General features: G+C 62.1%; 13 protein-coding genes and 3 tRNA genes. 8 read left to right on the forward strand and 8 right to left on the reverse strand.

The window, feature by feature from the left end; translation table 11 throughout:
* Positions 1-121: 121 nt before the first annotated feature.
* A complete protein-coding gene (locus tag AAZU54_RS24200; protein ID WP_186553686.1) occupies positions 122-1,141 on the reverse strand; it encodes an outer membrane protein assembly factor BamD in 1,020 nt (339 codons plus the stop codon).
* 148 nt (positions 1,142-1,289) lie between these two features.
* Between AAZU54_RS24200 and rluD the strand changes: the two genes are divergently transcribed.
* From rluD to AAZU54_RS24235, 7 genes are all read left to right on the forward strand, one after another.
* Positions 1,290-2,252, forward strand: a complete 963-nt coding sequence (gene rluD, locus AAZU54_RS24205; RefSeq protein WP_186553687.1) for a 23S rRNA pseudouridine(1911/1915/1917) synthase RluD — start codon at positions 1,290-1,292, stop codon at positions 2,250-2,252.
* On the forward strand, positions 2,249-2,992 hold the full coding sequence (gene pgeF, locus AAZU54_RS24210) for a peptidoglycan editing factor PgeF (RefSeq protein ID WP_434727761.1): 744 nt from the start codon (positions 2,249-2,251) through the stop codon (positions 2,990-2,992). Before rluD ends, pgeF begins: the two co-directional genes overlap by 4 nt.
* A gap of 180 nt (positions 2,993-3,172) precedes the next feature.
* Positions 3,173-5,737: an ATP-dependent chaperone ClpB gene (gene clpB / locus AAZU54_RS24215; protein ID WP_186553689.1), complete on the forward strand. Its 2,565-nt coding sequence runs from the start codon at positions 3,173-3,175 to the stop codon at positions 5,735-5,737.
* 487 nt (positions 5,738-6,224) lie between these two features.
* A tRNA-Asn gene (locus AAZU54_RS24220) sits at positions 6,225-6,300 on the forward strand.
* A gap of 4 nt (positions 6,301-6,304) precedes the next feature.
* A tRNA-Pro gene (locus tag AAZU54_RS24225) sits at positions 6,305-6,381 on the forward strand.
* A gap of 6 nt (positions 6,382-6,387) precedes the next feature.
* Positions 6,388-6,463, forward strand: a tRNA-Lys gene (locus tag AAZU54_RS24230).
* Positions 6,464-6,562: 99 nt separating this feature from the next.
* The gene (locus AAZU54_RS24235; protein WP_186553690.1) at positions 6,563-7,099 is read left to right on the forward strand and encodes a dihydrofolate reductase family protein; all 537 of its coding nucleotides are present in this window, start codon (positions 6,563-6,565) and stop codon (positions 7,097-7,099) included.
* Between the two features lie 135 nt (positions 7,100-7,234).
* Here AAZU54_RS24235 and AAZU54_RS24240 read toward each other — a convergent pair whose 3' ends face one another.
* From AAZU54_RS24240 to AAZU54_RS24250, 3 genes are all read right to left on the reverse strand, one after another.
* Positions 7,235-8,530: an NAD(P)/FAD-dependent oxidoreductase gene (locus AAZU54_RS24240; protein ID WP_312155790.1), complete on the reverse strand. Its 1,296-nt coding sequence runs from the start codon at positions 8,528-8,530 to the stop codon at positions 7,235-7,237.
* Between the two features lie 81 nt (positions 8,531-8,611).
* The gene (locus tag AAZU54_RS24245; protein WP_186553692.1) at positions 8,612-8,785 is read right to left on the reverse strand and encodes a DUF3094 family protein; all 174 of its coding nucleotides are present in this window, start codon (positions 8,783-8,785) and stop codon (positions 8,612-8,614) included.
* Positions 8,786-8,918: 133 nt separating this feature from the next.
* Complete coding sequence (locus tag AAZU54_RS24250) at positions 8,919-9,548, reverse strand: DUF1780 domain-containing protein (protein ID WP_119138311.1); 630 nt, start codon at positions 9,546-9,548, stop codon at positions 8,919-8,921.
* Positions 9,549-9,653: 105 nt separating this feature from the next.
* On the opposite strand from AAZU54_RS24250, the gene AAZU54_RS24255 reads away from it, so the two are divergent.
* Complete coding sequence (locus tag AAZU54_RS24255) at positions 9,654-10,334, forward strand: energy-coupling factor ABC transporter permease (RefSeq protein WP_392464084.1); 681 nt, start codon at positions 9,654-9,656, stop codon at positions 10,332-10,334.
* A gap of 147 nt (positions 10,335-10,481) precedes the next feature.
* On the opposite strand, the gene yacG is transcribed toward AAZU54_RS24255, so the two are convergent.
* From yacG to AAZU54_RS24275, 4 genes are read right to left on the reverse strand one after another with little or no spacing between them, the layout of a single operon-like run.
* Positions 10,482-10,682: a DNA gyrase inhibitor YacG gene (gene yacG, locus AAZU54_RS24260; RefSeq protein ID WP_186553694.1), complete on the reverse strand. Its 201-nt coding sequence runs from the start codon at positions 10,680-10,682 to the stop codon at positions 10,482-10,484.
* On the reverse strand, positions 10,679-11,302 hold the full coding sequence (coaE, locus tag AAZU54_RS24265) for a dephospho-CoA kinase (protein WP_186553695.1): 624 nt from the start codon (positions 11,300-11,302) through the stop codon (positions 10,679-10,681). Before coaE ends, yacG begins: the two co-directional genes overlap by 4 nt.
* Entirely contained in the window at positions 11,302-12,168 is an 867-nt protein-coding gene (locus tag AAZU54_RS24270) for a prepilin peptidase (protein WP_434727762.1), read from the reverse strand. Before AAZU54_RS24270 ends, coaE begins: the two co-directional genes overlap by 1 nt.
* A gap of 2 nt (positions 12,169-12,170) precedes the next feature.
* Positions 12,171-13,379 carry a type II secretion system F family protein gene (locus AAZU54_RS24275; protein WP_434727763.1) on the reverse strand — a complete coding sequence of 403 codons (1,209 nt, stop codon included), beginning with the start codon at positions 13,377-13,379 and terminating at the stop codon, positions 12,171-12,173.
* Between the last annotated feature and the right edge of the window lie 7 nt (positions 13,380-13,386).

Consider the following 13,386-nt stretch of genomic DNA (forward strand, 5'->3'; position numbering starts at 1 on the left):
GCGCTACACCTGTGGGAGCGGGCTTGCCCGCGAAGGGGCGCAAAGCGGCCCCAAAGCAGGCGACAAGGGCCTTAAGTGAACAGCATTAGGCCTGGGCCTCCCTTTCTGCTGCTGCACTGAATCAGTCGAACAGACCAAAGGTCGCGTAGCTGAACCAGGAGCGGCCTTTCTCGGCTTCTTTCGGACCTTCCGGCAGGATCGGGTCGCCGTTCTCGTCTTTGGGCAGCAAGTCTTGCGGCATTTCCGAACGGGCATCCTTGAACTGACGGACCACGTCCTGGTTGGCGCGGGTTTCACCCGGCGGCAGCGGGGTTTCGGTCTCGATCAGGCCCAGGGTGGCCTTGGACAGCCACGAACGGCCATCAGCCTCGTCCTGCTTAGGCTCGAAGTTGCCATCGACCAGGCTTGGGTGGTTCGGGTAGTTGAGCTTGAGGGTTTCCAGGCTGGTGGCAGCCAGCTCGTCCAGGTGCAGGCGCTGGTAAGACTCGACCATCACCGCCAGGCCGTCGCCGACCGATGGGGTTTCCTGGAAGTTCTCGACCACGTAGCGGCCACGGTTGGCGGCGGCTACATATGCCTGGCGGCTCAGGTAGTAGTCGGCAACGTGGATTTCGTAGGAGGCCAGCAGGTTGCGCAGGTAGATCATGCGCTGCTTGGCGTCCGGCGCGTAGCGGCTGTTGGGGAAGCGGCTGGTGAGCTGGGCGAACTCGTTGTACGAGTCGCGGGCAGCGCCTGGGTCACGCTTGGTCATGTCCAGCGGCAGGAAGCGCGCCAGCAGGCCGCGGTCCTGGTCGAACGAGGTCAGGCCTTTCAGATAATAGGCGTAGTCGACGTTCGGGTGCTGCGGGTGCAGACGAATGAAGCGCTCGGCAGACGACTTGGCCGCCTCTGGCTCCGAGTTCTTGTAGTTGGCGTAGATCAGCTCGAGCTGGGCCTGGTCGGCGTAGCGGCCGAACGGGTAGCGCGATTCCAGGGCCTTGAGTTTGTTCACGGCGCTGGTGTAGCTCTTGTTGTCCAGGTCGGCCTGCGCCTGCTGGTACAACTCGGCTTCGCTGAGGTTCTCGTCAATCACTTCCTTGTTCGAGGAACAGGCAGCGGTGAGCCCGAGGATGGCGATCAGCAGCAGGTGTTTCACTTGCATGGCGGCTTGCGTCCTTTGACGGCCGCTGTCTTGGGCGGTGCCGTCCTGTTATGATGAGCGCCCCCGGCCTAACCCCGGGGCAAAAGAAGCCGTATTTAACCACAAGCGCGCAGTTGAAACCAAAGGCTGTGCGCCCGCCGAATCGAGCATGTCCGAGATCATTCAACTTAGCGCAGAGGTGCCGTCCGAACTGGGCGGTCAACGCCTCGACCAGGTCGCCGCCCAACTGTTCGCCGAGTACTCGCGTTCGCGCCTGTCCTCCTGGATCAAAGATGGCCGCCTGACGGTCGATGGCCAGGTCGTTCGTCCCCGCGACATCGTCCATGGTGGCTCCGTTCTGGCCCTTGAAGCCGAACAGGAAGCCCAGGGCGAGTGGATCGCCCAGGACATCGAACTGGACATCGTTTACGAAGACGAGCAGATCCTGGTGATCAACAAGCCGGCAGGCTTGGTGGTGCACCCGGCGGCTGGCCACGCCGATGGCACCCTGCTCAATGCCCTGCTGCACCACGTGCCGGATATCGTCAACGTGCCGCGTGCGGGCATTGTCCACCGCCTGGACAAAGACACCACCGGCCTGATGGTGGTGGCCAAGACCCTGCAAGCGCAGACCAAACTGGTCGAGCAGCTGCAGAGCCGTACGGTCAGCCGCATCTATGAGTGCATCGTGATTGGCGTGGTCACCTCCGGCGGCAAGATCGACGCCCCCATCGGTCGCCACGGCGGCGCGCGCCAGCGCATGGCGGTCACCGAAGGCGGCAAGCCTGCGGTCAGCCACTATCGCGTGCTTGAGCGTTTCCGTTCGCACACCCATGTGCGGGTCAAGCTGGAAACCGGCCGTACCCACCAGATTCGTGTGCACATGGCCCACGTCGGCTTCCCGCTGGTCGGTGACCAGACTTATGGTGGACGCTTCCGCATTCCACCGGCGGCCGACCAGGACATGGTCCAAGCGCTCAAGCACTTCCCGCGTCAGGCCCTGCATGCACGCTTCCTGGCCTTGAAGCACCCCACCACCGGGCAGGTGATGAAGTGGGAGTCGCCGCTGCCGGATGACTTCGTCGAGCTGCTGACCCTGCTGCAAGACGACCGCGGCAGCTTTATCGGATGAACGGTCTGACGCAGTTGTTGCGCCCCGACTGGCCGGCCCCGGCCACGGTGCACGCCTGCGTCACTACCCGTGAGGGCGGGGTGAGCCTGCCTCCTTATGAAAGCCTCAATCTTGGCGACCATGTGGGCGATGACCCGGCAGCGGTTGCCAAGAACCGTCGTCGCCTGAGCGATCAATTCGCCATCCAGCCGGCCTGGCTCAAGCAGGTACATGGTTTGGTGGTGGCGGATGCCGATCCGGCGATAGTTGCCGAAGCCGATGCCAGCTGGACCGATCAAGCCGGTATCGCCTGCACCGTGATGACTGCCGATTGCCTGCCTGCGTTGTTCTGCGATCGCGCCGGCACCCGCGTGGCCGCGGCCCACGCTGGCTGGCGCGGATTGGCCGGGGGTGTGCTGGAAGCCACGCTCGATCGCCTGCAAGTGCCTGCTGACCAGGTGCTGGTCTGGCTCGGCCCGGCGATTGGCCCGCAGGCGTTCGAGGTCGGGCTGGAAGTGCGTGATGCCTTCACTGCGGTGCATCCCGAGGCAGCGCGGGCCTTCGTGCCAGGTGAGCGTCCTGGCAAGTTGATGGCCGACATCTATGAGCTGGCGCGTATTCGCCTGGCGGCGCGTGGCGTCACTGCTGTTTATGGCGGTGGTTTCTGCACGGTCAGCGATCCGCGTTTCTTCTCTTATCGACGTACGCCGCAAGGCGGGCGTTTCGCTTCTCTGGTGTGGCTCGCCGGCGCAACCTCCTGAACGCCGCGCCTACGGCATTTGTGCATCTGTGCGGTGCCCGTGGAAACGTCCTGACTGACTCCAGTCAATCCCGCTACGCTTGAATCTTGCACAATCAACCCAATCTACTGGTTATCTCAGGCAGGTTTCTTCATCAGGTGTATCCATCGCTCCGGCCTGCCCTTATAGGAAGGTATCCCCATGCGAATAGACCGTTTAACCAGCAAGCTGCAATTAGCGTTATCTGATTCCCAATCCCTGGCCGTTGGCATGGACCATCCGGCCATCGAGCCTCTGCACCTGTTGCAGGCGCTGATCGACCAGCAAGGCGGCTCGATCAAGCCGCTGCTGATGCAGGTTGGCTTCGACGTCAACAGCCTGCGCACGGCGTTGAGCAAAGAGCTCGACCAACTGCCGAAAATCCAGAACCCCACCGGCGACGTGAACATGTCGCAGGACCTGGCGCGCCTGCTCAACCAGGCTGACCGCCTGGCCCAGCAGAAGGGCGACCAGTTCATCTCCAGCGAGCTGGTGCTGCTCGCCGCCATGGATGAAAACAGCAAGGTCGGCAAACTGCTGCTCGGCCAGGGCGTGAGCAAAAAAGCTCTGGAGAACGCCATCAACAACCTGCGCGGCGGCGCGGCGGTCAATGACGCCAACGCCGAAGAGTCGCGCCAGGCCCTGGACAAGTACACCGTCGACCTGACCAAGCGCGCCGAAGAAGGCAAGCTCGACCCGGTGATTGGCCGTGACGACGAGATCCGCCGTACCGTGCAGGTGCTGCAACGCCGCACCAAGAACAACCCAGTGCTGATCGGTGAGCCTGGCGTGGGTAAAACCGCCATCGCCGAAGGCCTGGCCCAGCGCATCATCAACGGCGAAGTGCCCGACGGCCTCAAAGGCAAACGCCTGCTGGCCCTGGATATGGGGGCGCTGATCGCTGGTGCCAAGTACCGCGGTGAGTTCGAAGAGCGCCTCAAAGGCCTGCTCAACGAGCTGTCCAAGCAGGAAGGCCAGATCATCCTGTTCATCGACGAGCTGCACACCATGGTCGGCGCCGGTAAAGGCGAGGGCGCCATGGATGCTGGCAACATGCTCAAGCCGGCCCTGGCCCGTGGCGAGCTGCACTGCGTGGGTGCTACCACGCTCAACGAGTACCGCCAGTTCATCGAGAAGGACGCAGCCCTTGAGCGGCGCTTCCAGAAGGTGCTGGTCGAAGAGCCGAGCGAGGAAGACACCATCGCCATCCTGCGCGGCCTGAAAGAGCGTTATGAAGTGCACCACAAGGTGGCCATCACCGACGGCGCGATCATCGCAGCGGCCAAGCTCAGCCACCGCTACATCACCGATCGCCAGCTGCCGGACAAGGCCATCGACCTGATCGACGAAGCGGCCAGCCGCATCCGCATGGAAATCGACTCCAAGCCGGAAGTGCTCGATCGCCTCGACCGTCGCCTGATCCAGCTCAAGGTCGAATCGCAGGCACTGAAGAAAGAAGAAGACGAGGCCGCCAAGAAACGCCTCGAGAAGCTCACCGAAGAAATCGAGCGCCTGGAGCGCGAATACTCCGACCTCGAAGAGATCTGGGCTTCGGAGAAAGCCGAAGTACAGGGCTCTGCGCAGATCCAGCAAAAGATCGAGCAGGCCCGTCAGGAGCTGGAAGCCGCTCGCCGCAAAGGCGACCTGAGCCGCATGGCCGAACTGCAGTACGGGGTGATCCCGGACCTGGAGCGCAGCCTGCAGATGGTCGACCAGCACGGCAAGACCGAGAACCAGCTGCTGCGTAACAAGGTGACCGAAGAAGAGATCGCCGAAGTGGTCTCCAAGTGGACCGGCATCCCCGTCGCGAAAATGCTCGAAGGCGAGCGCGAGAAGCTGCTGAAGATGGAAGAGCTGCTGCACCAACGGGTGATCGGCCAGAACGAAGCGGTCACTGCCGTGGCCAACGCGGTGCGCCGTTCGCGTGCCGGGCTGTCCGACCCGAATCGGCCAAGTGGCTCGTTCCTGTTCCTTGGCCCGACCGGTGTCGGTAAGACCGAACTGTGCAAGGCCTTGGCCGAGTTCCTGTTCGACACTGAAGAGGCGATGGTGCGTATCGACATGTCCGAGTTCATGGAGAAACACTCCGTGGCTCGCCTGATCGGTGCACCACCAGGCTACGTCGGTTACGAAGAGGGCGGCTACCTGACCGAAGCCGTGCGCCGCAAGCCGTATGCCGTGGTGCTGCTGGATGAGGTCGAGAAGGCTCACCCGGATGTATTCAACGTGCTGCTGCAAGTGCTTGAAGACGGTCGCCTGACCGACAGCCACGGTCGCACGGTGGACTTCCGCAATACGGTGATCGTGATGACCTCCAACCTGGGCTCGGCGCAGATCCAGGAGCTGGTCGGTGATCGTGAGGCGCAGCGTGCGGCGGTGATGGATGCGGTGGGTAACCACTTCCGTCCGGAGTTCATCAACCGCATCGACGAAGTGGTGGTGTTCGAGCCGTTGGGCCGCGAACAGATCGCCGGCATTACCGAAATCCAGCTCGGCCGCCTGCGCAGCCGCCTGGCCGAACGCGAGTTGAGCTTGAGCCTGAGCCCAGAGGCGACCGACAAGCTGATCGCCGTCGGTTACGACCCGGTGTACGGCGCACGGCCACTGAAGCGTGCGATCCAGCGCTGGATCGAAAACCCGCTGGCGCAGTTGATCCTGGCAGGCGAGTTTTTGCCAGGTTCGGCGATTACCGCCAAGGTCGAAGGCGACGAAATCGTCTTTGCCTAAAAAAAAGCCCCGCGAAAGCGGGGCTTTTTTTTGTGTTTTGGAAAATATTTTGTGCCTTTGCCGGCCTCATCGCGGGGCAAGCCCGCTCCCACGAAGCTTCTCACAGCCATTTACGGCGCGTGTCTGTGCGCGTGTCTGGGGTGCGTGGGAGCGGGCTTGCCCCGCGATGAAGTCCGCCCAACCCCCGAAAAACCTGGGCCTCACCACCTTTCTTGATAACTTGCTGAAAATTTTGAAATTTTTGCTTGCATCAAAATTCGAGTGCCCCTAATATACGCCCCGCTGTCAGGCACTAAGCGAATCACCAGCAACATCGGTGATCGCAAAACAACTTAGAAATCAGTAAGTTGAATGAAAAAAAGTGGTTGACAAGCAAAACGAAGAATGTAGAATAGCCGGCCTCAGCAGCGACAACGCGAAAGCGGATAGCCAAAGAGATCGAAGCTAACACAGACTTCGAAGCTGTAAAGATGTACCGAAGTTCAGTTCCGCGATAGCTCAGTCGGTAGAGCAAATGACTGTTAATCATTGGGTCCCTGGTTCGAGTCCAGGTCGCGGAGCCAATCTCGGGGTGTAGCGCAGTCCGGTAGCGCGCCTGCTTTGGGAGCAGGATGTCAGGAGTTCGAATCCCCTCACCCCGACCATTTTCAGGGTCGTTAGCTCAGTTGGTAGAGCAGTTGGCTTTTAACCAATTGGTCGTAGGTTCGAATCCTACACGACCCACCATGTAAAAAGGGCATCTCGACTGAGATGCCCTTTTTCTTTTGCCTCGATTTTATCCCGCCTCTCTTGCTAGCCTTCGTATTCAACCGAAGGAGCGAGCCCATGCCATTGAAAGCCAGCGTTTTCATCGCCACCAGCCTGGATGGCTTCATTGCCCGCGAAGACGGCAGCCTCGACTGGCTGATGGGCGCTACCAGCTCCAGTGATGATCATGGCTATGGGGCGTTCATGGCCAGCGTCGACACCCTGGTGATGGGGCGTGGCACGTTCGACAAGGTGCTGACCTTTGGCGAGTGGCCGTATCCGAACAAGCGTGTGGTGGTGCTGAGCGAAACGCTCAAGGCGCTGCCTGCTGGGTTGGGGGAGGGCATCGAGCTGCATCCGGGGCCGATTCCAGCCTTGCTCGAGCATCTGACGGCTACTGGGGCGAAGAGCCTGTACCTGGATGGCGGAAAGTTGATTCAGGGCTTTTTGCGCGAGGGGCGGGTGGATGAGCTGACCATTACCCATATCCCGGTGTTGCTTGGGCGCGGCATTGCGCTGTTTGGCGAGCTGGCGCGGGATGTGCAGTTGCAGCACCTGCGTACGACCAGTTTTGAGAGCGGCTTTGTGCAGAGCACCTATCGCGTCGTTAAGTAGTTTTTGGGGCCGCACAGCGGCCCATCGCGGCGGTTCGGCGCCCCGACAAGCCCGCTCCCACAGGTACAGCGCAAATCCCTGTGGGAGCGGGCTTGCCCGCGAAGGGCCGCACAGCGGCCCCAAAATCTCAAACGATCAGTGCAACTTCAGGCGCGGCTCAGTCCCACGCCCAATTCGGCTGCCGAGCATCAGCATCAAGGTACGGAACGTCCCATACAGCGCCATCTGGTGCATCCGATACAGCGACACATAGAACATCCGCGCCAACCAGCCTTCGAGCATCACGCTACCGGTCAGGTTGCCCATCAGGTTACCCACCGCCGAGAACCGCGACAGCGACACCAGCGAGCCGTAATCCTTGTACGCATAAGTCGGCAGCGCCTTACCCTCAAGCCGCGCCTGGAAGCTCTTCACCAACATCGAGGCCTGCTGGTGCGCCGCCTGTGCACGGGGCGGCACGTTGCGATCGCTGCCCGGCTGCGGGCAGGCGGCACAATCGCCAAAGGCGAAGATATCGTCATCCAGCGTGGTCTGCAGCGTAGGGCGTACCACCAGCTGATTGATCCGGTTGGTCTCCAGCCCATCGATATCCTTCAAGAAGCCCGGCGCGCGAATGCCCGCCGCCCACACCTTGAGGCTCGCCTGGATCACATCGCCACTGGCGGTTTTCAAACCATCTTCAGTCACTTCACTGACCGAAGAATTGGTCATCACGGTGATGCCCAGTTTCTCCAGGGTCTTGTGCACCGGCACGCTGATCCGCTCAGGCAATGCCGGCAGCACCCGTGGGCCGGCCTCGATGATGGTGATGTGCATGTCCTTGGGCTGAATCTTGTCCAGGCCATACGCCGCCAGCTCGTGCGCAGCGTGATGCAGCTCTGCCGCCAGCTCGACACCGGTGGCGCCAGCGCCGACGATCGCCACGCTGATCTTCTCGCTCGCCACGTCGCCGGCATGAGCGCGCAGGTAGTGATTGAGCAGCTGCTGGTGGAAGCGCTCGGCCTGCTTGCGGGTATCCAGGAACAGGCAATGCTGCGCCGCGCCCAGGGTGCCGAAGTCGTTGGTGTTGCTGCCCACGGCGATCACCAGGCTGTCGTAGCCCAGGGTGCGCGCAGGCAGCAGCTCGCGGCCGTCTTCATCGAGGGTCGCCGCCAATTGGATCTGCTTGCTCTCGCGATCCAGGCCGCTCATGCGCCCCAGCTGGAAATTGAAGTGGTTCCACTTGGCCTGGGCCACGTAGTTCAGTTCGTCTTCCGAGGAGTTCAGCGAGCCGGCGGCCACTTCGTGCAGCAGCGGCTTCCAGATGTGCGTCAGGTTGGCGTCGACCAGGGTGATCTCGGCCTTGTTGCGCTTGCCCAGGCTTTTACCCAGGCGGGTCGCCAGTTCCAGGCCGCCGGCGCCGCCGCCGACAATCACGATGCGATGAGTCATGGAAATATCTCATAAGGTTTAACGAATTCGTGCCCCCAAGGGGCGGCGCCGTCGGCGAGCGGAGGGCGAGCGCAAGGCAGCTCATAGCACCAGTCCACTCAGCAGGCGACTCAACAGGCCCAGACCAATGGTCACCCCAACCACCAGCGCCAGGAGCAGCAATGGCCGAAACGGCTTGCGCTCAACTTGATGCTGAGGGGCTTTGAGATACTCATCGACGCGACGCTGATCTTCAGGATTCAGGCGACTGGTCATGGTGGGCCTCGTCAGGTAGACGCATGTGACTGCGCAAAGGCTACAGGGTTCGCGCAGGGTCTTGATAACGAATGATAATGCTTTCTATCTCTGGCGCCGAGTGTACGCCATTGCAAAGACTCTCGGCACTGGATCAAAGACTGATACCGACATCGAACACAATACTGCGCCCCAAGTTGCCGCGCAGGAAATCCGGCGCATCCGGGTGGGCGAACAGCACCCGGGCGAAGGTCGGCCCGACCAACGACAACGAACGCCAGCCCTGGCGCAAATATTCGGTGGGCGGCGGAAAGTGGCTGTTCAAATCCAGCACCTCACGCTTGAGGCTGGCAAAAGCGATGATATCCAGCTCGTTCAGCTCCAGGCCCCGTTCCCGGTAGTTGTGCGCCTTCTTGCGCAAGGTCGGCGCCAGGCGTACCAGCAGCTCCTGGGCGCTGATCCGCCGGGGCCGCGCCTCGCGGCGCACCAGCTGGCTCAGGGAAAACGCACTGCGCCGGCGCTGCAGCTCCTCGCGCCATTCGTCATTGAGCCGACGGCCTTCATCGAGCACGAAAAACACCTCGAACGCCGCATCGCGAAACAGCACATCGGGTGGTTCTTGCCCGGCCGGGGTGAAGTCTTCGTTGCGGTAGGGAATGTTCAGCCCTTGCAGCAGGCGCTGGCACACCCAACGCTCGCGTTCCCATTTGCGGGCATTGGACAGGAACGCATTGGCTTGTTCGGCCTGGATGGTAAGCAGGCGCAGGTAGTCTGAGTCATCCATGTGCACAAGCTTAGCCGCTAATCTGTGACGGTAAGGTGTTGTTTGCCGGTAGGAATCGGCCCAGGGTGTAGACTCGAAGCTGTCTGAAAGGGGAGTGAGGTCAAGGTGATCAGCGCACAAGTCCTGTCCACCACCAGCCTGACCCTGGGCTGGGTGGCTTACGTTCCGCTACTGCTCTGGGCGGTGTCGCGCACGCGCTGGGTTGAGCTGTTCACCGATCGGCGCCGCCAGCATCTGCTGTTCGGCACGGTGTTCGCCCTGTTTGCCTTGTGGCTGGTCAGGCGCGATTTCGATACCGGGGTGTCTTATCACTTTATTGGCATGACGGCAGTGACCCTGTTGCTGGATTGGCCGCTGGCGATTCTTGGAGGGTTTTTCGCCCAGCTCGGGCTGATGGCGCTGGGGCGCCAGGATCTGGCGGCACTTGGGGTCAACGGCCTGTTGATCATTGGCCTGCCGGTATTGATCACCGAGGTGTGCGCCATCCTGGTCGAGCGCGCGCAGCCGCGTAACCTGTTCGTTTATATCTTCTGTTCGGGGTTCTTTGCCGCGGCGTTGTCGGCGCTGCTGTGCCTGCTGGCGGCGATGGGGTTGTTGTGGCTGGATGGGCGGTTTGCCATGCCCGAGTGGCTGACGGACTTTGTCGGTTACCTGTGGCTGATCATCTTTCCTGAGGCGTTTATCAATGGGATGGTGGTCAGCGCCTTGGTGGTGTTTTGCCCTGAGTGGTTGGAGACCTTTAACCGTACCCGTTATCTGCAGGCGCCGTGGAAGGATGACGCCTGAGACGTGCCGGCCCTATCGCGGGGCAAGCCCGCTCCCACGCATTACGCGCTTGGCTCATCGTGGGAGCCCTCTCCCACGCATTGCGCGCTTGGCTTATCGTGGGAGCGGGCTTGCCCCGCGATAGGGCCATAACTGACCCACCACCCATCAATGCCGCGGTTCCAGATCCCCCGAATACAAGTCATCCTCAGCCTCAGGCGCCACCGGGATCTTATGCTCCTCAGCCGCCCACGCCCCCAGGTCGATCAGCTTGCAACGGTCCGAGCAAAACGGCCGGTTCGGGCTCTTCGCGCTCCATTCCACAGGTGCGCCACAGGTCGGGCAATCAACGGACAACGGCTGGCTCATGGCTGGCCTCCTCGTAAAGTCAGGTAAAAGTGGTGCAGGCGGTCAATCTGCTCGTGCAACCCGGCCAGGTCGCGGTCATTGACCACCACATCATCGGCATGGCGCAAACGTTCCTCGCGCGCCAACTGCGCCGCCAGAATCGCCTGCACCTGTTCAGCGCTGGTGTTATCGCGCAGCAAGGTACGCTGCACCTGCAATTCTGGCGGCGCATCGATCACCAGCACGCGCTGGGTCTTCTGGTACTGCCCCGACTCGATCAGCAGCGGCGACACATACACCGCATATGGCGACTCGGCCTTGGCCAGGTAACTGAAAATCTCCTGACCAATCAGCGGATGCAGCAGCTGTTCAAGCCAGCGCCGCTGGCTTGGGTCGGCAAAGATCAGCTGGCGCAAGGCCGAGCGATCCAGCTGCCCGTCGTCCAGCAACACGCCCGCGCCAAAGCGCTCGACGATGCTGGCCAACGCCGGCCGGCCCGGCTCGACCACCCAGCGCGCCGCCTGATCGGCGTCGACCAGGTGCACACCCAGCTCCACGAAGCGCTCGGCAGCGGCGCTCTTGCCACTGCCGATGCCGCCGGTCAGGCCCAGTATCCAAGGGGTAAATGCCGCAGTGGTCATCAGAATCCAAGCAGTTGCAGGTATGAGGCGTACATTTCATCACCCCAGAGCACGGCAATCCACCCCGCAATGGCCAGATACGGACCAAAAGGCATCGCCGTGCCCAACGAAGCCTTACGCAAACGCAGCAAACACAAGCCAATCAGCGCCCCCACCACCGACGACAGCACCAGCGTCACCGGCAATACCTGCCAGCCACCCCAGGCGCCGATCAGCGCCAGCAGCTTGAAGTCGCCATAGCCCATGCCCTCCTTGCCGGTCACCAGCTTGAACAGCCAATAAACGCTCCACAGGCTCAAATACCCCAGCACCGCGCCCCAAAGCGCTGCATCCAGCGCCACAAACACGCCGAAGGCGTTGACGATCAGCCCGACCCACACCATGGGCAGCACCAGCACATCCGGCAGGATCTGCTGCTCAGCATCGATCAAGCTCAACGCCAGCAAACACCAGGTCAGCAGCAGCGCCGCCAGCGCCTGCACCCCCGGCCCAAAGTGCCACGCCACCACCAGCGAAAGCCCCGCACACGCCAGCTCCACCAACGGATAGCGCGCACTGATCGCCCCCTTGCACGCCGAGCAGCGCCCGCGCAGCAACAGGTAACTCAACAGCGGAATGTTCTCCCACGGTCGAATCCGATGCCCACAGTGCGGGCAGTGCGAGGCGGGCAAAGACAGGTTGAAGCGCTCATGCTCGACCAAGGGCAGGTCGAGCACCTCCTGCGCCTCACGCTGCCACTGGCGCTCGAGCATGATCGGCAAACGATGCACCAGCACATTGAGAAAGCTGCCCACCAGCAGCCCCAGCACCGTGGCCAACACCAAGAAGTAAACCGGCTGCACAGCCAGGAAAGTCCACAGATTCATGTTCAGATCAAACTACCCAACTGGAAGATTGGCAGGTACATGGCAACCACCAGGCCACCCACCAGGAGGCCAAGGATCAGCACGATGGCTGGCTCCAGCAGGCCGGTCAACTGGTCGAGCGCCTGGCTGACCTGTTCCTCATAATGGCTGGCCGCTTTGCCCAGCATCTGGTCGAGCGTGCCGCTGGACTCACCAATCATCGTCAACTGCACCAACAGCGGCGCAAATAACCGCTCCCCCGCCATCGCCTGATGCAGCCCCTGCCCATTGGCCATGCCCTGGCGCAGCCGCAAAATCGCCTGCTCATGCACGCTGGCGCCACTCGCCGCCGCCACCGTGCCCAATGCATCCAACAGCGGCACCCCCGCCGCATAAGCGGTGCCCAAACTGCGTGCAAAACGCGCCATCGCCGCATGCCCCAGCAACCGCCCAAGCACCGGAATAGCCAGCGCCCGGCGAGATATCCACAAGCGCGCCCCGGCATGGCGCCGATACAGCTGGCGCACACCTACACCGAGCAAAAGCAAAACCACCACCAGCCAAGGCCCATGCAGCCCAAAGCCTGTGGATAAATCGATCACCCACTGGGTAAACACCGGCAGCGCCTTGCCGAAACTGGCAAACAGCCCCTCAAAGCGCGGCACCACCTCCAGCAGCAACAGCGCCGACACGCCCAAGCCCGTCAGCAACAGCAGCGCCGGATAGAGCATCGCCTTACGCACCCTTCGCTGCAGCGCCTGGCGCTGCTCCAGCATGTCTGCCAGCTGTTCCAGCTGGCCATCGAGCGTGCCCGACTGCTCACCCACCCGCACCAGATTGCAGTACAACCGATCGAACCACCCCGGCTGGCGCTGCAATGCATCGGCCAGCCCGATGCCCGCCGCCACATCCTGTTTCAATCGCGTCAGCAGCTTGCCCAGACTCTCATCGCCCCCACTACGCCCCATCACCTCGAACGCCTGCAGCAGCGGCACCCCCGCCTTGAGCAAGGTCGCCAACTGCCGACTGAACCCCGCCGCATCCGCCTTCTCCCGCCGTGCCGGCAACCGCCAGCCCAGCCCGCCCGCCGGGCGCAAGCGCGCATTACTGATGCCCTGACGCAGCAACCCCGCGCGCACCAACGCCGGGCTGCGCCCCTCACTTTGGCCCGTGACCCGCATGCCGTTGGCATCGATGCCTTGCCAGGCGTAAAGCCGTGTTGTTTGGCGCATAGCTAAG

Source organism: Pseudomonas sp. Je.1.5.c (genome assembly GCF_051129895.1).
In the GTDB taxonomy this organism is placed as follows: Bacteria; Pseudomonadota; Gammaproteobacteria; order Pseudomonadales; family Pseudomonadaceae; genus Aquipseudomonas; species Aquipseudomonas urmiensis.

Bases quoted from the DNA above. Each gene is read 5' to 3' on its own strand.
- AAZU54_RS24200 (WP_186553686.1), bottom strand. From the start codon at position 1,141: ATGCAAGTGAAACACCTGCTGCTGATCGCCATCCTCGGGCTCACCGCT.
- rluD (WP_186553687.1), top strand. From the start codon at position 1,290: ATGTCCGAGATCATTCAACTTAGCGCAGAGGTGCCGTCCGAACTGGGC.
- pgeF (WP_434727761.1), top strand. From the start codon at position 2,249: ATGAACGGTCTGACGCAGTTGTTGCGCCCCGACTGGCCGGCCCCGGCC.
- clpB (WP_186553689.1), top strand. From the start codon at position 3,173: ATGCGAATAGACCGTTTAACCAGCAAGCTGCAATTAGCGTTATCTGAT.
- AAZU54_RS24235 (WP_186553690.1), top strand. From the start codon at position 6,563: ATGCCATTGAAAGCCAGCGTTTTCATCGCCACCAGCCTGGATGGCTTC.
- AAZU54_RS24240 (WP_312155790.1), bottom strand. From the start codon at position 8,530: ATGACTCATCGCATCGTGATTGTCGGCGGCGGCGCCGGCGGCCTGGAA.
- AAZU54_RS24245 (WP_186553692.1), bottom strand. From the start codon at position 8,785: ATGACCAGTCGCCTGAATCCTGAAGATCAGCGTCGCGTCGATGAGTAT.
- AAZU54_RS24250 (WP_119138311.1), bottom strand. From the start codon at position 9,548: ATGGATGACTCAGACTACCTGCGCCTGCTTACCATCCAGGCCGAACAA.
- yacG (WP_186553694.1), bottom strand. From the start codon at position 10,682: ATGAGCCAGCCGTTGTCCGTTGATTGCCCGACCTGTGGCGCACCTGTG.
- coaE (WP_186553695.1), bottom strand. From the start codon at position 11,302: ATGACCACTGCGGCATTTACCCCTTGGATACTGGGCCTGACCGGCGGC.
- AAZU54_RS24270 (WP_434727762.1), bottom strand. From the start codon at position 12,168: ATGAATCTGTGGACTTTCCTGGCTGTGCAGCCGGTTTACTTCTTGGTG.
- AAZU54_RS24275 (WP_434727763.1), bottom strand. From the start codon at position 13,379: ATGCGCCAAACAACACGGCTTTACGCCTGGCAAGGCATCGATGCCAAC.